This window comes from Romboutsia sp. MSSM.1001216sp_RTP31141st1_G3_RTP31141_220114, from assembly GCF_039031195.1.
In the GTDB taxonomy this organism is placed as follows: domain Bacteria; phylum Bacillota; class Clostridia; order Peptostreptococcales; family Peptostreptococcaceae; genus Romboutsia_C; species Romboutsia_C hominis.
This window is the reverse complement of sequence record NZ_JBCIUO010000001.1, coordinates 616575-638906: the sequence shown is the minus strand read 5'-3', so window position 1 is coordinate 638906 and position 22332 is coordinate 616575. Positions and strand designations below refer to the sequence as shown.

The following is a 22332-nucleotide window of genomic DNA, read 5'->3' as shown; positions in this document are numbered from 1 at the left end:
AATCCCTCTATTCTATAATATTTATAGCATCTACTATATTAGTTTCTTTTATTTTTCTTGCTGGTAAATATGTAGCAAGTAATCCTATTACTATATTAACTGCTATTATAAGTAGATAAAGTTTATAGTCAATAGCAAACTCTATGCCTATAATTTCAAATCCAAGTCTTTTATACATTCTGATTTGAAGTAGTATACCTAACACTATTACTATAGCACTTGAGAATAAACCATAAAGTAGTCCTTCGTATACTATCATGTTTTTAAAGTCTTTATCACTTATTCCAACTGCTCTTAACATTCCAAATTCGCTAGTTCTTGATGTTAGGTTATAACTTACGTTGTTTATTATATTGAACATACTTATTACAAATATAACAGCTACTATACCATAGTTATATATTAAGAATTTTTCACTCATCTTAGCATCATCTTCTTTATCTTTAATCATATCTACAGTAGTAGTTCCAGGTACTTTGCTTCCTATTTTGCCTAGTTGTTTATTTATGACTTCATTGTCTGCTCCATCTTTTATTGTTGCATATACTAAGTCATAATTATCTAAATTAGTTATATTTTTAAATTGATTATCACTAATTATAACGTCTACTCCATTTTCTGAACTATACATACCATCATCTGCATAAGGATAATCAACTATTGCTCCTACTTTAAATTCATATTCATAATAATCATAGTTATCTTTACCCTGCCAATATTTTTGTGTATCTATTTTACCTTTTGGATATTTTACTTTTACAGTATCCCCTACTTTTATATCAACTATTGGTTTTCCATAAGTACTATCTCCTACATCATAATAATCCTTGTAATCTTTATAAGGTTCATAAGCATGTGGAATATATACTACTGCTAAATTTTCTTTTTTCATTTTTTCTTTATTTATCTCACCACTTACTATGTGATTATTTAATTCATCTAGCATTTCATCATTATAGCCTTTTAATTTTTGCTTTAATAGATATCCATTATTTTCTTTATCTTCTATTAAAAGTCCATCTAATACCTCTCCTACATATCCTCCTCTTTTAGCTTGACTTTCATAAAATTTCATATTTAAAATATCGTCTTTTTTTACAGGCATTCTAGTATTTAATATTTTAGCAGTTTGAACTTTATCAATTCCATTTATATTTTTTATGTCTTTTATATCTTCATCTTTTAAACCATTTTCTTCAGCATCAATACTTCCATTAACACTTAGCATAAAATCTCCTTGCCAGTATATTTTTTTATACATATTTTCATTTCGTTCTTTATTACCAGTCAAACTATAATCAGTTTTAATAATCATTATTCCACCTATACTCATAGAAAACATAATCATTATAAATGCTTTTTTATTTCTAAATATATTTTTTAAAGATATATTTTTAGTAGGTGATATATTCTTACTTAGTCTTGATATTATAAAATTACTTCTTTTGATTTTATCTTTATTAAAATTTCTTCTTATAGCTTCAATTGGTGATATTCTTCTTATTTTTATATAAGTTAGTATACTTATAACAAACATTACTAAAAGTATGCATACTATAGATAGTAAAATAACTTGTGTTGGTATAACAAATGGTGTTTCCTTTACTGGTCCTTCAAACTCTATATTCCCTGCAAATTTATTAAATAATTGTGCTCCACCAATTCCAAGTATTATGCCTATAGGAATTGATACTACACTTAATGTTAAAAGTTCATATAACATAAGTAAAAATACTTTTAAATTTGTAGCTCCTATTGCTCTTAATACTCCATATTCTCTTATTCTTTGATATATTGATGTAGTGTATATACTATATATTACAAGTCCTGCAAATAAACTAAGTACTATAGATGTATTTTTGCTTTCTGAATCTAGTCTTCCATTATTTCTTGCAGAATCTATAAGCATAGAGTTTTTACCAACTTGTTTTTCTTTATCGATTTTAGCTTCTTTTGTTATATTTGATATATTTTTACTTATATCACTATTTTCATTAAATTCTACATGAGCTGTAAAATTATTAAGCTTATTTTCATCTAAACCTAAAAACATTTCACATCTTCCAACACTTTTATCTTTATACCTATCTTTAAGTATTCCAACTACCTTAAATGTTTCAGGTTTTTCTTTATTGTATAATTTAAAAGTTATTTCTTGATTTAGTTTGGGCTCAATCCCCATACTATTTAAAATCCACTCTTCTACTACTACTTCATTATTTCCCTTTGGAAATCTTCCTTTTAAAAGTTCAGTATCACTATTTAAGTAATTTTTATCTGAATAAAGTATATTTATAGGTAGTTTTTCACCAACATCACTAGATGCATAATAAGATGTTATGCCTAAATCTTTTATGTCTCTTCCATTTTTAACAGTTTTAAGTTGGTCTTTGTTTATATCTTTAAAATATGCATGATACTTTCCAGTTTCTCTTTTTAATCTATCCAAGTCTGCTTGTTGTGCGCTTCTTGATAATGTCCCAACGCCTACTATTAATGCACTAGCAAGTACTACACTAAGTACTATAGCCAATGATCTTGATTTGTAGCTTTTTATATATTTAAAAACTATCTCCAAATCATTTTTCATATTCACCACTTCCTTCCTTTTGATTAATTTGATTATAGCTTCTTTAAAAAAATGTATCAAACTGCATTTTTTCAAGTTTTTAACGGTTTTGTGTACAAATTCATATATCTATATTCAAGTTTAAAACCTTTGTTTGCAAATTTCCACTTTTTACATATTTTTTTATAAATGTTATAATTTAATTAAAGAATCGAAAACTTAGGGGGAATTATGAATAATATTTATATCTTACCTGTATACATACTTCTTTTGTTTATAGGTACTAGCCTTTTATTTAATAGATATGAATTTTATAGGAAACTTTCTTTAAATAAAAAGTCTTTGTTATCATTTTTTGTATCATTTATAACATTTTTATTATTTAATATTTTATATAAACACATATTGTTTGAGGTTATAAATGATTATTTTTTAAGGGGCATTATTAAAACTTCATTATCTTTTGTTTTAATAATTATTTGTATATATATTGGAAATAAATTTATCAAGTTAGTAGATGATAATATTATTAAAGAAAAAAATCTAAATGCTTCAAATAATAAAATAGAGCATAAAGACAATATTATTGCAAAACTTCGAAGTCAAAAACATGATTATCTAAAGCATCTTCAAGTAGTATATTCTTTATTAAATACTGGGCTTACTAATGATGCTAAAGAATATATAACAAATATATCTAATAACTTTAGAAGTAAAACTTCAAGATATGGTAAAGTATCTTACCTTGATGCTATAGCTTCATTAAAATATGAAGAATGTCTTATGAAAAATATAACTTTTGATGTTTATATACAAGATTTTATAGACAATCTAATTATAGAGCCTAATGAAATGAGCTCTGTACTTCTTAATATAATAGATAATGCAATTGATTCATTATCTACAATATCTAAAGATAATAAATACATCAAACTATTTGTCTATGAAGATGAATTTCAATATGTTATATCTATAAAAAACAACGGCCCTAAAATATATAACACTGATGCAATATTTTTAGAAGGCTACTCTACTAAAGATGGTACAGATAGAGGTTATGGTCTTTATTTAGTAAAAAATATATTAGATAAATATGGGTATTATATATTTGCAAATAGTGATGATTTTTTAACAGAATTTACTATACTAATACCCAAATATAATTAACTAGGAGATTTATATGATAAAAGTTTTAATATGTGATGATGATAAAGCTATAAGAGATGATATAGAAAATATATTAAAAGAATCTGGATATGTAGATTATATAAAAAAAGTTAAAAATGGAATTGAGGCTATAGAGTTTATTAAATCTGAAAAAATAGATTTACTTATAATTGATATTGATATGCCTTATAAAAATGGAATTGAAACTGCTAAAGAAATAACTTCTATTGACAAAGATATTCATATAATTTTTGTTACTGGCTTTTCAGATTATAGCTTAGAAAGCTTTAAAGTTCATCCTGTTGATTTTATAGTCAAGCCATTTACTAGGGATAAAATAATTGATTCTGTAAATATAGCTATTGACCATATAAATTCTCATAAGTTAGCTAAAACAAATTTTATAGATGATACCTTATTTGTATATAAAATAAGAAAGCAAATACATATGCTAAATTTTGATGATATAGTTATGTTTGAAAAGAATTCTAGAGCTATAAACTTATATACTAAAGACCACGATATTATAAAATTTTATGAGAACTTTGATGATTTAGAAAAAAGAATACCTCCAAATTTTTTCAAATCACATAAAAGTTACATAGTTAATCTAAAATTAATTCATAAAGTTATTCCTACTAATAGGTCTTCTTTAGAAATAAGGTTTATTAATTTTCAAGAAAGTGCAACTCTAAGTAAAACCTTAGAAAAAGATTTTTTATACAGATTTTATAGAACTAAAAGATTTTAAATATAAAGAAGGTATATAAATTATTGTAATTTATATACCTTCTTTCTCAATTCAATTGTATTTGTTACTCAAATCTTTCATAAAATAGAGAATTTATAATTTCATTCCAATCAAAAATACTATATTCAGATTAAACTTTTCTGTATATAGTATTGATATTATTTTTATTATATTATTCAAATATAGCTGATTGCTCTTTGTCTTTTATTTTAGATATAACCTCTTCACCTTTACTTATAATATATACAACACATATTCCTATAGTTAAAAATCCAATTCTTAATGCTATAGATATTGGCGTATTAAATATAAACATAGATGCCACTAAAGCATTTATAGCTACGAAAAACATTTTTATTTTATATTCGTATATGAATGTATATATATATCCTAAGCTAAGAGTTACAAAAGTAAAGTATTTTTCTGGCACCAATACTTTAAATAATATAACAAAAGCTATAGCTCCTAATATTGTACTTATAAGTCTTTCTTTCATACGCTGTTTTGAATCTTCATGTTGTGGTTGAGTTAGTGACATTACTGCTATAGTAATCCACATAGCCTTTTGAGTATTTAAAAATCTCCCTATAAGTATTGCTATACTTATACCTATTGCCATTTTTACTGAAAATCTAAACCTTTCACTAGAAAAATCTATATTTTCTTTACATAAATCTTCTTTTATAGATTTTTTTGATATTTGTTTTTTATAATGACTTATATAAAGTGTTAAAGCCATTATAACTCCACCTATAAAAGATGCTACTACCCTCATGATAGCTTGTGTTTCATCAATAGGTGTTCCATCTAAGAATACATAAAGTAAAATAAATGGTAAAAATACTTTTGTTTGTAAATTTTCTGATGTTATATAGATTACCATAAATACTGATATAAGGTTTATTAATATTCCAAGTAATATTCCAACTTGACTAGTTAAATATGTAACTATTCCTATAAAAGTAAATAATCCTATAGTTATAAATACAGATTCTTTAACATTGTATCCTAAATCTATATCCTTAAACATTAATGCACCTGTTATTACTGTTACCCCTGTTAGGGTGTTTTCCGTTCCAAATAAAAAAGAGAACATATTTACAAATGCTATTATGATAATAAGTAAAATTAACTTATTAATCATTAATCTTTTAGTAATATTTGTTTCCAAATTCATCCCTCATTTCATATTTTTTAAGCTATTATACCAATATAAATTTTTAATCAGTAATCAATTTTTAATTAAAATTATAATTACTTTTCTTATAATCAAGGAGTAATTATACTACTATAAAACTTTAATTTCAAGTACGTAAATTTTTATAAAATTTTTAATGGCTAATACTTATGTTATATGCGCTTATATTATGAAATGTTAAAATACTTGTATAATAAATTAAAGGCACATAACTGTGCCTTTAGTAAAATTTTATATCTACTATTTTCCCTAAAGCTATTAGCTCTTTTTTAAGTTCATTCATAAGATATAGCTTTATACTTAGCTCATTTGGGAAATCAGGATTTTGGTGTGCTGGATTTATTGCCCTTCCAACTATTAAAGTTATATGTGTACAATCCTCATAAAGCATTCTAGCTAATTTTGATGCACCATCTTCTTTATATAAAAAGTTTAAATTAGTTTCATATTTTATTCTTTTAAGCTTTTTTAGTGTTTCCTTAATAGTTAATACACCTTCTGTTACCAAGTCAATCCCCTTTATATAACCTATAGGTGGTATATTTTTATCAAAAATATCAAAACTAGTTTTTAGTTCTACACCTAGTTCTCTTGCTACTATATTTGCAGTAGTACCTCCACATACTATCTTTTTGCCATGAGTATTCATTATAGTATCTACTATTTTACTATCTATAGCATTATCTATTGGAGGACCTGAAAATAATACTGAATTTTTGCGCCTTATGGCCTTTATAGTAGCTACCGTTGTGTCATCCCCTGGCTTTTGCATATATAATTGATCGCAAGCACCTAATAATAAATCAGTTACTTGTTTAGCCGACATAGATTTATTTATATTTTTCTTTAGGTATTCATCTACATTTTCCCACTGCCACCCTAAATTTAGGATAGTTCCAACTCCAGCATGTATGACTCCATCGCTGACAAATACTAAAGTATCTTTTTCATGAACTTTAAACTGACTTTCTTTTACCTTGCGTCCATCTATATCAATAGTACTCCATTCTATTTTTTTGATTTCTCTATCACTTAAAAAAAATATACTAGGATTGTCAAACTCTGCAATATAGGCAATATTATCTTTTGCTATTTTAACTATTGTAAAAGTTGAATATGCTAAATTTCGCTCTGAGCATACTGGTAAAGTTTTTACTATTGTATCTACAACCTCTTCTATTTTAACTCCTTCTTTTAGCATAGTTATAGCTATTTTAGATGTTAAAGTTGCTAATATATTTGCTTTTACTCCACTTCCAAGTCCATCTGATAGCACTGCGATAAACATCTCTTCATCATTATAAAACTCAACTTTATCGCCACATAATTCTTCACCATATTTGTTTAAGCTACTACTAGCAAAATCTATAAAAAAATCCATTATAAATTCTCCTCTTCTTTTATAAGTTGTTTAAGATTTGTTAGTGTAACCTTAGTTTGAGCCGTTGTTTCCCCAAGAAGACTTGCTATTTCTTGTGCTACTATCATTTGTTTGTCTATAACATCTTGAGCCATATTAACAGCATCTATTTTCATATTTTTTATTTTATTTTTTAGTTTTTCATCCTCTGTTATGTCGTCTCCTATCCAAAGCAATACCTGATTTTTATCTAACCATATTATACTTTGAATTATAGTTGAGTTACTTTCTTTTAGTATTATCCTTTCTTTGTATATATTTTTCTTACTTGTTTTTACATTTTTAAATTTTTCTTCTTCTAGAAACATTCCTATAGGAATATTCTTAGCTTTATTGCTAGACATATTAAAAAAATGTTCTGCCGCTGGATTTAATCTAGCTATTTCTAATTCTTTATTTACTACGGCTATCATATTTGGTGTCATCTCAAATATAGTACTAGTTAGATTTTCTGCTTTTTCCCTCATAAATGGTAAACACATATTTATTTCAGCCATATTATTATATACTGCTATTGCTTTTTCCCTACAAGAATGATATCCACATCCACCGCAGTTTAGCTCATCACTTTTATCGTATTTTCCCATATCTTTTAATATTTCCTTAAGTTCATTTTCACTTGGTTGTTTTAATTTATAATCTTTTGCTGGGAATTCTTTATAAATTGATATATTTATGTTTTTATTTTTTGAAGTGTCATTTTCAATTATTAAGCTCTTATTTTCATCTAAGTATTTTGAAAATTCTTTTATATTTTCTTTTTTTTCATAAACACTATTATTGTCCTCAGGCATACCAGATCCACCAATACAACCATGTCTACAAGCAGTCATTTCAAATAAAGTATTTTTAAATTTTCCTTTTTTTATTTCATCTAAAACCTCTATACACTCTCTAACTCCATCCACTTGTATTATAGTTCTTTTTGGTTTCTGACTTTTTATTTTATCTGTTATGCTTCCTATTATAGGCAACATTCTTTTTTCTTCTTCTATATATTTAAATTCTCCATCCTCTAGACTTTCTAAATCTATATTCTCCTCTTTAAACCACTTATCTAATTCTTCAAAAGTTATAACAGAATTTATAGATTTTTCATCGTGTGCGTCAGTTTTTTTAGATAAGCATGGACCTATAAAAACCACTTTAGAATCTGGATATTTTTCTTTTAGTATTCTTCCATGTAGTATTGACGGTGATGTTACAGGTATTATATTTTTAGTTAGTTCAGGATAGTGTTTTTGGATTAGATTATTTATAGATGGGCAAAAGCTTGTTATATACACATCATCATTTTCTTTATTTGCATATTTTATGTATTCATCTAATACTAAATCAGTAACCTCTACAGCTTCTTTTACATAATTAAATCCTAACTTTTTTAGTGCTGTTGGAATTTTTAAGCTATTTTTGCCATATATTGCGCTAAAGCTTGGTGCAAGTGATGCAACTACAGTTTTCCCCATTTTATTGTAGTGCTTTATCATAGATACTTCTGATTTTATAAGCTTGGCATTTTGTGGACAAGCTTTAAAACATTTACCACATATTATACATCTCTCCTTTATAATATGTGCTTGTTCTTCTTTTACTTTTATAGCATGTACAAAGCAAGTTCTTATACATGCATAGCAATTTTTACAATTTGCTTTGGAAAAGCTCATAAACCACATAGTCTATTCCCCCTGATAGTTAATTTTATATCTTAAACTCACGCTCAAATATATCTTTTGCATTTTCTTTATCAACAGAAAATACTACTCCGTCCCATCTCATAACTGATACTGCTTCTTTACAATTTCCTATACAAAAAGATGCGCATAATTCTATCTCTTGTTCTAAGTTATTTTCCTTTATTAGTTTTTTAAATGCCTCTATAACTTCATATGATCCTTTTAAGTGGCAAGCACTTCCTATACATATTTTTATGGATTTCATATTATCTTCCCCTTAAGCTTTCTTTATAATATAATTTTAGTTAACTATGTAGCTTATTTCTATAATATTTTTTAATTTTATATAATTTATTTTTAGTTTTATTTATATATCATAAATATATAGTCTTAAATCTTGTAGTTTATCCCTAACTAAATAAGCAAGTTGATTTTCATTATTTATACTTATAGAACCTATCCTTGTTATTCCACTTATATTTCCTACCTTACTTAATTTAGTATTTTCACTTCTATTTTTAACATCATATATTCCTATTTCCATCTCATAATTGTTATTTGTAGTTATTATCACAAGTTTACTTCTATTGTTATTTAAATAAATTGATTCTACATTTTTTATATCTAGTTCTTCAGATTTATTTTTAGTATTTATATATATTCTATTTATTCCATCTCTATGTTCTAAAGTTAATATACTTCCATTATTGAATACTTCCATATCTATAATATTATTGCTATTTATTTTAATAGTTGACTTATTCATTTTTAAATCATATTCTAGCAAAATACTTTTTGTATGATTATTTTTCAATAGCTTTTCCATAAACATATATAACTTTGTTCCATCACTAGAAAATTCGACTTTATGTATAAACTCATCATCTTTAAATTTATATATCTCTCTTTTAGTTCCATTGATTATATCATAATAAATTAAGCTATTATCTATAGTATATATAAATCCACTACTATCTAAAACCCAGCTTAATATTGTAATAGGCCTACTTTCTAATATCTTAGAACTATTTTCTTTTAAGTTTAATATACTAGTTACTGGTTTATTTTTATAATCTTGTATGCATAGAAGTACTTCTCCATTTGGAGATATACTTCTATAACCATAGTACATAACTTTTCCAGCACTACTGCTATTTATTAATTTTTTTTCTTTGCTTTTAATATCTATAGATACTATATCAGTTTTGCCCTTTTCTGATTCAAATAGTAATATATTATTATCTAAAATCTTCATGGATAATACATTTCTACTTAAAGATATTACTGAGTTAAGCTTTATAGGTTCATCCTTTTTTTTTAATTTATTCTCATTATATATATATTTACTAGAACTTAAATTTACATTTTTAGTGTATTCCTTATCTTTATTTATACCAAAGTATATTATCATAGAAAGTATACCTACAATACAAAACAAAACTATTAAATTACTTTTCTCTTTTTTAAAGATATTAAAATTTTTCATGTCTCCTCCTTAACTTATTGCAGGCAATTTAACTAAAACCATGGTTCCTTTGTTTACTTCGCTTTGTATTTCAATAATGCCGTTATAACTTTCAACTATAGATTTTACAATAGCAAGACCTAAACCTGTACTACCAATCTCTCTAGTATCACTTTTAGATACTCTATAAAATGGTGATAATATATTTTCTAGTTCACTCTCACAAATTCCTTCACCACTATCAACTACTTTTATATTTATATATCCGTCATTAACCTCTGCTTTTACATATATGGTTGTATTTATTTTTCCATATTTAATAGCATTATCTAATAGATTTATTAATATTTCCTTTATCTTATCTTCATTTCCAATTATTTTTAAATTTTCCTTAACATCTACATCTATTTTCATATTATATTTTTGAGACTTGTGTATCATGTCCTCACAAATACTTATTATGATTTTTGATACATTTATTTTTTTAAGTTCATAGTCAAAATCTTTTTTAGAATTTCTAGATATTTCTATTAATTGAACTATCATTCTATTTAACCTATTAGCCTCTGATATAATTCTATCTATACCTTTATTAAAAAATTTTTCATCTGTAAACTGATTATCCTTTAAAACTTCACTATATCCTATTATAGTGGTCATTGGTGTTTTAAGTTCATGGGTTACATTATCAAAAAATCTCTTTTGTTTTTTTGATAATTCAATTAAATCATCTCTATCTTTTTCTATTATCTTAATTTGATGTTTTATTTTTTTTGCCATGGTTTCAAAATCTAAGCTTAAACGACCTAATTCATCATCTGAATTAATATCTATATCTATATCAAAATTACCACTTGCTATCTCTTTAGTTTTATTAGCTAAAGTTATTATAGGCTTAGTTATCTTTTTAGATATAATGTATGCTATTAGTATACTTATAAAAAATACGCCTATAGAAAAATAAGCTATCTTTTCTATAAAAGATTTACTTTGATTATATAAATATGTGTAATCACTTTTATACCTTATAATTCCTATTAACTTATCATCATGTAGTATTGGATATGATGAATATACATTGGTTTTAGAATTACTATGCTTTATAGTGTAAGATACCTTTTGATCTATAGCCTCATCTAAATCTTGCGTTTTCTCTAACTTTTGAGAATTTTTGGTTCTTGGATATACTAGCTTACCTTCACTATCATATATATATACCATACTTTCTAGTCTGTAGCTTAAATCCTTTGATATGTTACTAGAAGCCGCTCTAAAAGATATATTATTAAGGTTTAGTCTATTAAATTCAAAATACTCTTTTAGGTATAAGTCAATGCTTTTAGATTTTTCTTTTATCTCTTTATCAATTATAAATTCATTGTTATTTTTGAGTACTGAATTGCTATATGTTACTATGGAATATATTACAAAAAATATTATTCCTAAGAAAAATAGCATTATTTTATTAGTTATAGATTTTTTCATATTTACCTACTCTTATCATTTAGTTTGTATCCTGTTCCTATTACAGTTTCAATACAGTTATATTCTTTTAATTTTTTTCTAAGCCTTTGAACATGAGTATCTACTGTTCTTGTTTCACATTCAAAGTTTATCCCCCATATATTTTCTAAGAGCTGATTTCTCGTCAATACTTTATTTTTATTATTTATAAAATAAAGTAGTAACTCATATTCTTTACTAGTTAAATGAATTGCTTCATCTTTATCATTTTTTACTCTCATCTCACTTTTATTTATTTCTAATCCATTTTGTAGCTTTATTTTATCTTCTTCGCTTTTAATAGATTTTGATAGCAAATCTATTCTCCTAAATATAGACTTTACTCTTGCTATAACCTCTCTTACATTGAAGGGCTTTGTTATATAATCATCAGCACCTAATTCTATCCCTAGTATTTTATCTATTGTATCTGATTTTGCCGTCAACATTATAATAGGCGTTGAATATGTAGTTGTAACTTTTTTACATATATCTAATCCACTTATATCTGGAAGCATTAAATCTAGCATTATTAAATCTGGATTAAAACTTTCTATAAGCTCAAAAGCCTTTTTCCCATTTTCTGCTACTTCTGTTTTGTATCCTTCTTTTCCTAAAGAATATGCCAGTAAATCTGATATATTTTCTTCATCTTCAACTATTAGTATTTTTTCCATAGATACTTCACTTCTTTCTTTTAAATAATTCTACCTACCTATTATATATTTAACTATAAACTATTTATATATTATGTATGTTACATGAATGAAACAATTTTGTAACATTAATAGGATTTATGGTTATATTTTTTGTATATATATATCTTACTATATTTTAACAACTTATTTTTACCTTAAATGATAAATTTTGACACAAAACTGACACATCATTGACACACCATTGCTATATAAGTTTTGTAAAATTTATATATGTTAAAAAGATATAAAAAATTAGTTTAATATAGATAATAATTAGAGGTGTAATGTTTATGTGCGGATTTGTAGGATTTATTGATAAAAATTCAGATAAAGAAAATATATTAAATAATATGCTAGAAGCTATTGTTCACAGGGGTCCTGATGAAATGGGAACTTTTATTAACGAAGATATAGCCCTTGGATTTAGAAGACTTAGTATAATCGGAGTTGATAATGGGTTACAACCTTTATATAATGAAGATAATAGTTTAGTATTAGTATTTAATGGTGAAATTTATAATTATAAAGAATTACGTGATGAACTAATTGAAAAAGGTCATATATTTAAAACTCAAACGGATAGTGAAGTTTTAATACATGCATATGAAGAGTTCGGAAAATTTATGGTAAAAAAACTAAGAGGTATGTTTGCTTTTTCTATATGGGATAAAAAAGCTAAAACCCTTTTTGCTGCAAGGGACCCTTTTGGTATAAAACCTTTTTACTACTCTAGAATCGATAATGATAAATTATTATTTGGTTCAGAGATTAAAAGTTTTTTAGCTTATAAGGATTTCAAAAAAGAAGTCAATAAAGAGGCTCTAAAACCCTATTTAACTTTTCAATACTCAGTACTTGATGAAACTTTCTTTAAAGGAGTTTATAAATTAAAGCCAGGACATTATATGATTTATAAAAATGGTGAATTGAAAATAAGAGAGTACTTTGATGTAGAATTTAAAAATGAAGAAATTTCACTTGATGAAAGTATTAAAAGAATAGAAAATGTTGTAGCTGAATCTGTTGATATTCATAAAAACAGTGAAGTACCTGTTGGTAGTTTTTTATCTGGTGGTGTTGATTCTAGTTATATAACTGCATCTTTAATGCCTGCTAAAACTTTCTCTGTTGGTTTTGAAGAAGACAATTTTAATGAGTCTGGACTAGCTAAAGATCTATCTGACATGTTAGAAATTAAAAATATACAAAAGCTACTAACTTCAGAAGAATGTTTTGAAAACTTATCAACTATTTTGTATCATATGGATGAACCTCAATCAAATCCATCATGCATACCACTATACTTCTTATCAAAACTTGCTAGAGAACATGTTACTGTTGTATTATCTGGCGAAGGTGCTGATGAAATTTTTGGAGGATATGAATGGTATGATGATGATGATAGATTAAAAAAATATAAAAAACTTCCTTCTTTCATAAGAAAACCATTAGCAATGACTGCAAAAAAACTACCTTATTTTAAAGGTAGAACAACAATAATTAGAGGTGGTTCTAAAGTTGAAGATTACTTTATAGGACAAGCTTTTATATTTGAAGAAAAAGAGGCTAATTCTATATTAAAGCCAAACTATAAAAATGCTCCTTCTATAAAAGATATAACTAAACCTATATATGATAAAGTTTCACATATGGATGACTTAACTAAAAAACAATATCTTGACTTAAAATTATGGTTAGCAGGAGATATATTACTTAAAGCTGATAAAATGAGTATGGCTCATTCTCTAGAACTAAGAGTTCCATTTTTAGATGTTGAAGTTATGAAAGTAGGAGAAACTATCCCTCCAAAATATAGAGTTAATAATGGTACTACAAAACTTGCTTTAAGAGAAGCTGCTAAAAATAAGCTTCCTGATGCTTGGGCTAAAAGAGAGAAAAAAGGATTCCCTGTACCTATAAGACATTGGTTTAAAGAGGAAAGATATTATAATACAATAAAGGAAAGTTTTACAAGTGATTATGCTAATGAATTTTTTGATACTAATGAAATAGTGAAACTTTTAGATGACCACTTTAATGGCAAAACTAATAATGCTCGTAAAATATATACTATATATACTTTCTTAGTTTGGTATAAAAGATTTTTTATAGACCAAATATAAGAAATTGAAAATATAAAAAATTTAAAAGAAGTGAATTATTATAATAGTTCACTTCTTTTAATATTTTAATTACAATACAGTTTTTCTTATTATATAAATTAAATATATTTTTACTTTATATGAAATTTAGTTTATTAAAATAATCAATACTTAACCTTATTAATCCAAATTATTTTTTATTTGAAAGATATAACTTCACTACTTTTTTCTATTACCTTCCAACCATTTTTTACTTTCTCTAATTGGAGTTTAGAATGAGCTATTGCCTCTGAATGTTTTCCACCTTGAGTTACTATTACTTCTTTACCATCTTTGTTAGTGTATTTATTTTCATCTATTGTCTTATGAGTATGCCCTGCAAATATAACATCTATATCACTAGTTTCTCTTGCTAATTCTTTTATTTTATTTCCTGGATTTTTGGGCTTTTTAGGTTCTTCCCCACTATGAACCACACTTATTATTATATCAGCCCCATCTTTTTTCATTTTAGGTACCCATTTTTTAGCGTCTTCTACTAAATCATTCATATATAGCTCACCATTATATCCATCTTGATCTTTTAATTCTCTTGACTTAGTAGGAATCAATTTTTCTCCATCCCATTCTTTTAATTCCCCTACTTCTTTTATGGTTAGTCCTAATATTCCTATTTTTAAGCCTCCATATTTTGTATTAATATTTTTTATTATGTATGGCTTTGTATAGTTTTCATTATTATTTTTATATGTATTTGCAGATAATATTTCCATATTATTATCTTTAAAATCATTTATTAATGTATCTAAACGACTTTTATTATTAGATACACACTCATGGTTTCCAAGAATAACAGCATCATATTTTAATCTTCCCATATTAGTTACTATTGGAGCAACTCCTTCTACTTGATCTTTAAGTCGTAAAATAGGAAATCCATTTTCTTCAACTATTACACTATTTTTGTTAAACCACGCGTTCATTTCTGGAGTTTGCATATCAAAAAAATCTCCACTATCTACTAATACCAAATTTTCATCTTTTTTTCTTTGTTCATTTACATAACTTTCTAAATTTTTACTTACTATCCCATGCAAATCTGTTGTTCCAAGTACATTTACCTCAATATTTTCCTTTTTCCCAAATCCGATGCTAGTTAGTGCTAATACTCCTGCTACTACTCCTAATATAACCCTTTTTTTCATAACATCCCCCTCATTATGCTTTCTAATTAGAGTATATCATAGATATTTATATATTTAATATGCTTGTGTTAATAGTATAAAGTTCTTAATAATTTTGTAATAATTAATACATTAGTTTATAAATTCTTAATAAATCTATAATTTATTGTTAAAATATGTTTTTTAGTTGTATGATATAATTGTTTTAAGGGAGTGATAAAATGAATGAAAATATATTAATAGTTGATGATGATAAAGAAATAGTTGATGCGATAGAATTTTATTTAAAACCTGAGAGTTTTAATGTATTAAAAGCTTATGATGGAATTGATGCTATTGAAACTTTAATAGATAATAATGTAGATTTAGTTATTATGGATGTGATGATGCCAAATCTTGATGGTCTTAAAGCGACTTTAAAAATAAGAGAAAATAATAATATTCCTATAATACTTTTATCTGCTAAAAATCAAGATATTGATAAAATTTTAGGTCTCAATATGGGGGCTGATGATTATATTACAAAGCCATTTAATCCACTAGAACTCATTGCTCGTATTAAATCTCAATTAAGAAGATTTATTAACTTAAATAATAACTCTAGTAATAAGAATATTAACGATTCTAACGTATTAAAAAGTGGTGGTCTTAGTTTAAATAAAGATACTAAGGTAGTTAGCTTAGATGGAGAAGTTATTAAAGTAACTCCTATTGAGTACAGGATACTTGAATTTTTACTTTTAAATAAGGGAATCGTATTTTCATCTACAGAAATATATGAAAATGCTTGGGATGATATAGCTTATAACTGTGAAAAAACCGTTGCTGTTCATGTTAGAAGGATAAGAGAAAAAATAGAGATAAATCCTAAAGAACCAAAATATTTAAAGGTGGTGTGGGGAATTGGATATAAAATTGAAGACATTAAATAAATCTATTAATATAGAAGACTCAAAATTAAAGGTAGCTTCTTTACTAATTTTATTTTTATCTATGTCTATATGTTTTGAATCACTATTTAATTTAGCATTTAGCTTTCATAACATATATGAATATTCTCCAATAGCAAGATATATATTCTTTGGAAATGTAATACATTTAGATAATCGGAGTATTTTAAGTATTGAAGTGATAGTTACTATAGTTTCTTTAGCTATATCTATAGGTTGTATTGTAGTTTATAACATAACTAAAAAATCTAATATAAAAATATTTGACTCTTTTATAAATCTAACTTCAAATGTTTCTATTGAAGTATTTTTATTTATAATAGGTTTTATATTCTTTATAAGATTTCATACTTGGTCATCTGCACCAGATTTTTTTGATAATTCACTTATAGTATGTGATTTTTTAATCCTTACAACTACTTATATAGCTTATAAAAGTTTTAAATTATCATCTAATAATTTATTATCTAGATTAATAGTACTTTCTATGATTAAGGATTTTTTAGATAAACAAAATAAAAAAACGATAAACAATAAAATAGCTAGTATATTAGTAATATCTATAATAATACAGTTTATAATTATGTTTATATTTTTATCAGTTATAAGCTATTTTTCTATTTTTGCAATGATTTATGCTATGCTATTTTCTCTATTTAGTATTATACCTTACTCTTATATATACAAATTATTAACTAAAAAAACAAAATATATTGAATATATATCTAAAAATATAAAAACTATAGAAAATGGTGACTTAAGCCATAAATTAAAGGTAATTGGTAATGATGAAATATCATCTATTGCAAGCAGTATAAATAATATAAGCTTAGGACTTGAAAAGTCTCTTAATGAGCAACTAAAAAGTGAAAAAATGAAAACAGAGCTTATAACTAATGTAAGTCATGACTTAAAAACACCACTTACTTCTATAGTTAGCTATATAGATATACTTAAAAATAACGAATTAGATTCTAAAACTACTAAAGATTATATAAATATCCTAGATAAAAAAGCTACTAGACTTAAAGATTTAGTTGAGGACATATTTGAAGCATCTAAAATAAGTAGTGGTGATATAGAAATTAATCTAAAAAAAACTGATATAAAGGAACTTCTAATTCAAAGTATCGTTGAATTAGAAGATAAAATAGAGTCTTCTAAGCTAGATTTTATAATAGATACGCCTGATTATCCTGTATTTACCAATATAGATGGTAAAAGAATGTTTAGGGTTTTTGAAAATCTTATAACTAATATTACTAAATATTCTTTAGCTAATACTCGTGTATATATAGATATTAATGTTAAAGATGACTATATATTTATTACTATGAAAAATATATCTAATCATAGATTAAATATTTCTTCCGATGAACTATTAGAGCGATTTGTCCGTGGTGATGTTTCTAGAAATACTTCTGGAAGTGGATTAGGATTATCTATTTGTAGCAATTTAGTGGATCTTCAAAGTGGTAGTCTTAAGCTTGATATAGATGGAGATTTATTTAAAGTTATATTAAAATTTAAGATTTACTAAATTTATTAATAAAATTATAAAGGGCTATATTTTAATATAGCCCTTTATAATTTTATTTTTTCTCTTCAAATACGGCCTTACCGCCACATATAGTATATTTTACTTTACCAAATAATTTATGTCCTTTAAATGGAGTATTTTCACATTTTGATACAAATTTATCTACTACAAACTCTTCGTTTTCATCAAATATAACTATATCAGCAACTTTCCCTTCTTCTATGCTCCCACTTTCTAGATTGTATAATCTAGCTGGATTTATAGTCATTTTCTCTATTAACTTCATCATATCTAAATGATTGTTTTTAACTAAGCTAGTTATACCAAGAGAAAGTGCAGTTTCAAGACCTATTATACCACTTGGTGCTTTCGTAAATTCTACATTTTTCTCTTCATATGTATGAGGTGCATGATCTGTTGCTATTATTTCAATTGTATCGTCCTTTAAACCTTCAATTATTGCCATCTTATCTTCTAATGTTCTAAGTGGTGGATTCATTTTAGCATTAGTACCATAAGTTAATACATCATCTTCAGTTAGTGTAAAATGATGTGGTGTTGCTTCTGCGTATACATTAGCACCTAACTTTTTTATAAATCTTACCATTTCTACTGAATTTTTAGAACTTATATGTTGTATATTAACTTTTGCCCCACTTTTTAAAGCTAACATACAATCACGACTAACCATAACATCTTCAGCAACATTTGGCGCACCCAATATTCCCATTTGTTTAGATATTTTACCATTATTTATACCAGCACAAGTTATAAGCGATGGGTCCTCTTCATGAAAACTAAGAGGAACGTTTCGTTCCTTCGCCATGTTCATAGCCTTAAGTATAATATCACTATCCATTATAGGTAGTCCATCATCAGTAAAGCCTACAGCACCAGCTTTAATCATTTTATCCATATCAACTATTTCTTTACCTTTAAATCCTTTAGTTATTGCACTTGCTTGTAATACATTTATTGATGATAGTTTAGCTTTTTCATTTATATAATCTAAAGTTTCTTCATTATCAACTATAGGATTAGTATTTGCCATACATACAACTGTTGTAAATCCTCCCTTAGCTGCTGAAGCTGAACCTGTTAATATATCTTCTTTATGAGTAAATCCTGGATCTCTAAAATGAACGTGTACATCTATAAGCCCAGGTGATACTATACATCCTTTAGCATCTATTATTCTATCAACATCATTTTCATCTATATTCCCTATTTTTTCTATTTTATTATCTTTTATAAGTATATCTACTACTTCATCTCTTTTTGTTTTTGGGTCTATTAGTCTTCCATTTCTTATAAGTATCATATTTATCTCCCCTTTAGCTGATTAATGTATAACTAAATTTACTATATTATACATTAAGTTGTGTATATTTTAAATAGTTTTACGAATTTTATACTAAAATTTTTTTTTATAGTTCACCTTTAAATATATTTTTTCTAAAAAAACTCATATATTATAGTAGAAAATTTTAAATTAGATATTAAATAATAATTATTATACGAATATTTATATAATCTACTTTATTAATTTGAATATTATACTTCTCTTTATATCTATAGCTTTTTTAGGACATAATTCATGGCAACAAAAACATCTTATACATTTATTTAGGTCTATTTCTATTTTATTATTTAAAGTAATAACCTTGGCCGGACATACTTCTATACATTTTTTACATTTTATACAATCTTTATGTGATACAAAAGGCTTTGGAGTTATCATCCTTGTAAGTGGCTCGTGTATAAATTTAGGCATAGTTGATGATAACAGCCTAAAATCTTTACTAGTTTTAGGTATCTTAAAATCTTTTATTATAAATCTTTCTATGTTATCACCCACTATAGATATATCACTTAAGTCTTTTTTTATATGTTCTCTTTTTATACTCCCTCTTATAGTAGGTACTTTATTTATATCTAGATTTATAACTTTACATGCTACTATATCTATCATATAAGGACTAGGCGATGCTAATGTTATGCCAATTTTTCTTGGTGTTCCAGCTGAAGGCCCTTCTCCTTCCATGCCTACAATTCCATCCATAATAGTCAAACTTGGGTTTACATAAGAACATATATCTAATAATACATCTTCACAAAATCTTTCTTCATTTGGAAATCTATAATGTATTTCTGCTTTTTGAAGTCCTGCTATAGAGCCATATAAATTTTTAACTCCACCTGTAAATGTTGCCATTCCATGAGTTTTTAATTTACATATATTTATTATATGATCTACTTTAGTTATTGGAGTTATAATATTCATGTATTTTAAAGCTTTAGCATTTTTATTTTCTACCTTAATTTCACTTATATCATAATTTAGTTCTACACCTAGTTCATCCGCTATATCTTTCATACCAGTTGACTTATATATACTTTTTAATGAAGGTACTGTATACGGACCACCTGGGCTATCTCCTATTATTATTTTACAATTTAACTTAAGTAACATTTCACACACAACTTTAACTACCATTGGATGAGTAGTTGTTGCTTCTTTAGGACTTTTTTTCATTAGCAAATTTGGCTTTATTAGTACTTTGCTATTTGCTTTTATATACTTTTCTAACCCACCTAAATCTTCTAAATTTTTACTTATTGCATGTTTTACACTTTCATAGCCATAATCATTACATTCCCTAATTGATACATTCCCCATTTGTTTCCCCCTTGATAAAATTGTTATCCTATATCTTTACATAATTATATCACAATGAAAAAATCTTTCTTGAAATTCTCACATTTATACCTTTTTTAGTTATTATTTTTATATAATGTATAAAAAGTTTTCTATAAAATAACTATATCTTTTAAATTTTAATAATACTTTATATATAATTAGATTATAATTAAATACATAAGGAGGGATATTTTATGAATTCTCATGAAATAGATTATAAACTACATGGACATGACATGCAATTTGTTGAAATTGAGTTAGATAAAGGTGAAAGTGTAGTAGCTGAAGCTGGTTCTATGATGATGATGGATGAACACATTTCTATGGAAACTATATTTGGAGATGGCAGTAAGAAAGGTGGTTCTAAGCTATTTGGTGCTGCTAAAAGAGTTTTAACTGGTGAAAGTCTTTTTATGACGTCATTTACTAATACTTCTAACAATAGAAAAAAAGTATCTTTTGCATCACCATATCCTGGTAAAATAATACCAATTGACTTATCTGAAATGAACGGTAAACTAATATGTCAAAAAGATTCATTTTTATGCGCTGCTAAGGGAGTAAGTATTGGAATAGATTTTAGAAAAAAACTTGGTGTTGGATTTTTTGGAGGTGAGGGATTTATCCTTCAAAAGCTAGAAGGAGATGGACTTTGCTTTATTCATGCTGGCGGTACTATTAAAAAAAAAGAATTAATGCCTGGTGAAAAATTAAAAGTTGATACTGGATGCTTAGTAGCTATGACAAAAGATATAAAATATGATATAGAATTTATAGGTGGTATAAAAAATAGCTTATTTGGCGGTGAAGGGTTATTTTTTGCAACTCTTACAGGTCCTGGATATGTTTGGATTCAAAGCTTACCATTTAGTAGACTTACTTCTAGAGTATTTGCATCTGCTCCTCAAGTTAGTGGTGATCAAAAAGGCGAAGGAAGTATATTAGGAAGTTTTGGAAATTTATTTGAAAAATAAGTAATAGGAGCGAATCTCTACTTGGAGATAGCTCCTATTTTAAGTTAAAGATTAATTTTTAAAAAGGAAATTGTAATAATGATAGGGCAAGTAAAAGATTAAGTGGGAATCTTCTACGTCTAAAACGTCTAAATCTTCTAGGTCTTCCAAATTGTCTGCCACGTCTTAGTTGATTATTATCTTCATCTACAATTACATCTTCCCCAACTAATACAGTAACACCATCTTCATCCACACTCTCAATAATTCCATCAAATACTTGTCCATCTTCCATCATTAATACAACGTGGTAATTTAAAAATCTTTTACATTTATCTCTTAAACTTTGTAAATCTTTATTTTCGTCAATTCTTTTTAAATTCATTTTATTAATCCCCTTTCTAATTATATAGTATTTATTTTTAGGATAAATGGTGATAGTTTTTATTAATATATAT

General features: G+C 25.7%; 18 protein-coding genes. 6 read left to right on the top strand and 12 right to left on the bottom strand.

All coding sequences use genetic code 11. The features are described 5' to 3' along the window. Positions 1-7 precede the first annotated feature (7 nt). Positions 8-2590: an FtsX-like permease family protein gene (locus ABCP60_RS03250; RefSeq protein WP_343101227.1), complete on the bottom strand. Its 2583-nt coding sequence runs from the start codon at positions 2588-2590 to the stop codon at positions 8-10. 210 nt (positions 2591-2800) lie between these two features. Here ABCP60_RS03250 and ABCP60_RS03245 point away from each other — a divergent pair, with 210 nt between their 5' ends. Both ABCP60_RS03245 and ABCP60_RS03240 read left to right on the top strand, forming a co-directional pair. Next, entirely contained in the window at positions 2801-3736 is a 936-nt protein-coding gene (locus tag ABCP60_RS03245; protein WP_092926228.1) for a GHKL domain-containing protein, read from the top strand. Positions 3737-3749: 13 nt separating this feature from the next. Beyond that, positions 3750-4487 (top strand): LytTR family DNA-binding domain-containing protein, encoded by a 738-nt coding sequence (locus ABCP60_RS03240; RefSeq protein WP_092926230.1) that lies wholly within the window; start codon positions 3750-3752, stop codon positions 4485-4487. A gap of 172 nt (positions 4488-4659) precedes the next feature. On the opposite strand, the gene ABCP60_RS03235 is transcribed toward ABCP60_RS03240, so the two are convergent. From ABCP60_RS03235 to ABCP60_RS03205, 7 genes are all read right to left on the bottom strand, one after another. Further along, on the bottom strand, positions 4660-5658 hold the full coding sequence (locus ABCP60_RS03235; RefSeq protein WP_343101226.1) for an FUSC family protein: 999 nt from the start codon (positions 5656-5658) through the stop codon (positions 4660-4662). Positions 5659-5905: 247 nt separating this feature from the next. After that, a complete protein-coding gene (locus tag ABCP60_RS03230; RefSeq protein WP_343101225.1) occupies positions 5906-7066 on the bottom strand; it encodes a SpoIIE family protein phosphatase in 1161 nt (386 codons plus the stop codon). After that, positions 7066-8778 carry a [Fe-Fe] hydrogenase large subunit C-terminal domain-containing protein gene (locus ABCP60_RS03225; protein ID WP_343101224.1) on the bottom strand — a complete coding sequence of 571 codons (1713 nt, stop codon included), beginning with the start codon at positions 8776-8778 and terminating at the stop codon, positions 7066-7068. The genes ABCP60_RS03230 and ABCP60_RS03225 overlap by 1 nt, the downstream gene beginning before the upstream one ends. 25 nt (positions 8779-8803) lie before the next feature. Continuing rightward, complete coding sequence (locus ABCP60_RS03220; RefSeq protein WP_166505265.1) at positions 8804-9043, bottom strand: (2Fe-2S) ferredoxin domain-containing protein; 240 nt, start codon at positions 9041-9043, stop codon at positions 8804-8806. Between the two features lie 102 nt (positions 9044-9145). Further along, complete coding sequence (locus ABCP60_RS03215; RefSeq protein ID WP_240275919.1) at positions 9146-10264, bottom strand: hypothetical protein; 1119 nt, start codon at positions 10262-10264, stop codon at positions 9146-9148. Between the two features lie 9 nt (positions 10265-10273). Further along, a complete protein-coding gene (locus ABCP60_RS03210; protein ID WP_092926242.1) occupies positions 10274-11728 on the bottom strand; it encodes a HAMP domain-containing sensor histidine kinase in 1455 nt (484 codons plus the stop codon). Positions 11729-11730: 2 nt separating this feature from the next. Then, a complete protein-coding gene (locus ABCP60_RS03205) occupies positions 11731-12423 on the bottom strand; it encodes a response regulator transcription factor (RefSeq protein ID WP_092926244.1) in 693 nt (230 codons plus the stop codon). A gap of 311 nt (positions 12424-12734) precedes the next feature. On the opposite strand from ABCP60_RS03205, the gene asnB reads away from it, so the two are divergent. Then, positions 12735-14567: an asparagine synthase (glutamine-hydrolyzing) gene (gene asnB, locus ABCP60_RS03200; RefSeq protein ID WP_166505263.1), complete on the top strand. Its 1833-nt coding sequence runs from the start codon at positions 12735-12737 to the stop codon at positions 14565-14567. 176 nt (positions 14568-14743) lie between these two features. Here asnB and ABCP60_RS03195 read toward each other — a convergent pair whose 3' ends face one another. Further along, positions 14744-15751 carry a metallophosphoesterase gene (locus ABCP60_RS03195; protein WP_343101223.1) on the bottom strand — a complete coding sequence of 336 codons (1008 nt, stop codon included), beginning with the start codon at positions 15749-15751 and terminating at the stop codon, positions 14744-14746. Positions 15752-15951: 200 nt separating this feature from the next. On the opposite strand from ABCP60_RS03195, the gene ABCP60_RS03190 reads away from it, so the two are divergent. Then, positions 15952-16662, top strand: coding sequence for a response regulator transcription factor (locus ABCP60_RS03190; RefSeq protein ID WP_343101222.1), 711 nt, complete (start codon positions 15952-15954; stop codon positions 16660-16662). Next, entirely contained in the window at positions 16634-18220 is a 1587-nt protein-coding gene (locus tag ABCP60_RS03185; RefSeq protein ID WP_243248178.1) for a sensor histidine kinase, read from the top strand. The genes ABCP60_RS03190 and ABCP60_RS03185 overlap by 29 nt, the downstream gene beginning before the upstream one ends. A gap of 52 nt (positions 18221-18272) precedes the next feature. Here ABCP60_RS03185 and ABCP60_RS03180 read toward each other — a convergent pair whose 3' ends face one another. Both ABCP60_RS03180 and ABCP60_RS03175 read right to left on the bottom strand, forming a co-directional pair. Next, entirely contained in the window at positions 18273-19541 is a 1269-nt protein-coding gene (locus ABCP60_RS03180; protein ID WP_343101221.1) for a dihydroorotase, read from the bottom strand. A 213-nt stretch (positions 19542-19754) separates the two neighbouring features. After that, positions 19755-20900 carry a DUF362 domain-containing protein gene (locus ABCP60_RS03175; RefSeq protein ID WP_343101220.1) on the bottom strand — a complete coding sequence of 382 codons (1146 nt, stop codon included), beginning with the start codon at positions 20898-20900 and terminating at the stop codon, positions 19755-19757. A 215-nt stretch (positions 20901-21115) separates the two neighbouring features. Between ABCP60_RS03175 and ABCP60_RS03170 the strand changes: the two genes are divergently transcribed. Continuing rightward, positions 21116-21895 carry a TIGR00266 family protein gene (locus ABCP60_RS03170; RefSeq protein ID WP_343101219.1) on the top strand — a complete coding sequence of 260 codons (780 nt, stop codon included), beginning with the start codon at positions 21116-21118 and terminating at the stop codon, positions 21893-21895. Between the two features lie 58 nt (positions 21896-21953). Here ABCP60_RS03170 and ABCP60_RS03165 read toward each other — a convergent pair whose 3' ends face one another. Continuing rightward, on the bottom strand, positions 21954-22259 hold the full coding sequence (locus tag ABCP60_RS03165; RefSeq protein ID WP_166505259.1) for a hypothetical protein: 306 nt from the start codon (positions 22257-22259) through the stop codon (positions 21954-21956). Between the last annotated feature and the right edge of the window lie 73 nt (positions 22260-22332).

Coding starts and splice junctions, on each gene's coding strand:
- ABCP60_RS03175 (WP_343101220.1), bottom strand. CDS start 20,900: ATGGGGAATGTATCAATTAGGGAATGTAATGATTATGGCTATGAAAGT.
- ABCP60_RS03215 (WP_240275919.1), bottom strand. CDS start 10,264: ATGAAAAATTTTAATATCTTTAAAAAAGAGAAAAGTAATTTAATAGTT.
- ABCP60_RS03225 (WP_343101224.1), bottom strand. CDS start 8,778: ATGTGGTTTATGAGCTTTTCCAAAGCAAATTGTAAAAATTGCTATGCA.
- asnB (WP_166505263.1), top strand. CDS start 12,735: ATGTGCGGATTTGTAGGATTTATTGATAAAAATTCAGATAAAGAAAAT.
- ABCP60_RS03170 (WP_343101219.1), top strand. CDS start 21,116: ATGAATTCTCATGAAATAGATTATAAACTACATGGACATGACATGCAA.
- ABCP60_RS03180 (WP_343101221.1), bottom strand. CDS start 19,541: ATGATACTTATAAGAAATGGAAGACTAATAGACCCAAAAACAAAAAGA.
- ABCP60_RS03210 (WP_092926242.1), bottom strand. CDS start 11,728: ATGAAAAAATCTATAACTAATAAAATAATGCTATTTTTCTTAGGAATA.
- ABCP60_RS03240 (WP_092926230.1), top strand. CDS start 3,750: ATGATAAAAGTTTTAATATGTGATGATGATAAAGCTATAAGAGATGAT.
- ABCP60_RS03250 (WP_343101227.1), bottom strand. CDS start 2,590: ATGAAAAATGATTTGGAGATAGTTTTTAAATATATAAAAAGCTACAAA.
- ABCP60_RS03165 (WP_166505259.1), bottom strand. CDS start 22,259: ATGAATTTAAAAAGAATTGACGAAAATAAAGATTTACAAAGTTTAAGA.
- ABCP60_RS03205 (WP_092926244.1), bottom strand. CDS start 12,423: ATGGAAAAAATACTAATAGTTGAAGATGAAGAAAATATATCAGATTTA.
- ABCP60_RS03220 (WP_166505265.1), bottom strand. CDS start 9,043: ATGAAATCCATAAAAATATGTATAGGAAGTGCTTGCCACTTAAAAGGA.
- ABCP60_RS03195 (WP_343101223.1), bottom strand. CDS start 15,751: ATGAAAAAAAGGGTTATATTAGGAGTAGTAGCAGGAGTATTAGCACTA.
- ABCP60_RS03230 (WP_343101225.1), bottom strand. CDS start 7,066: ATGGATTTTTTTATAGATTTTGCTAGTAGTAGCTTAAACAAATATGGT.
- ABCP60_RS03245 (WP_092926228.1), top strand. CDS start 2,801: ATGAATAATATTTATATCTTACCTGTATACATACTTCTTTTGTTTATA.
- ABCP60_RS03190 (WP_343101222.1), top strand. CDS start 15,952: ATGAATGAAAATATATTAATAGTTGATGATGATAAAGAAATAGTTGAT.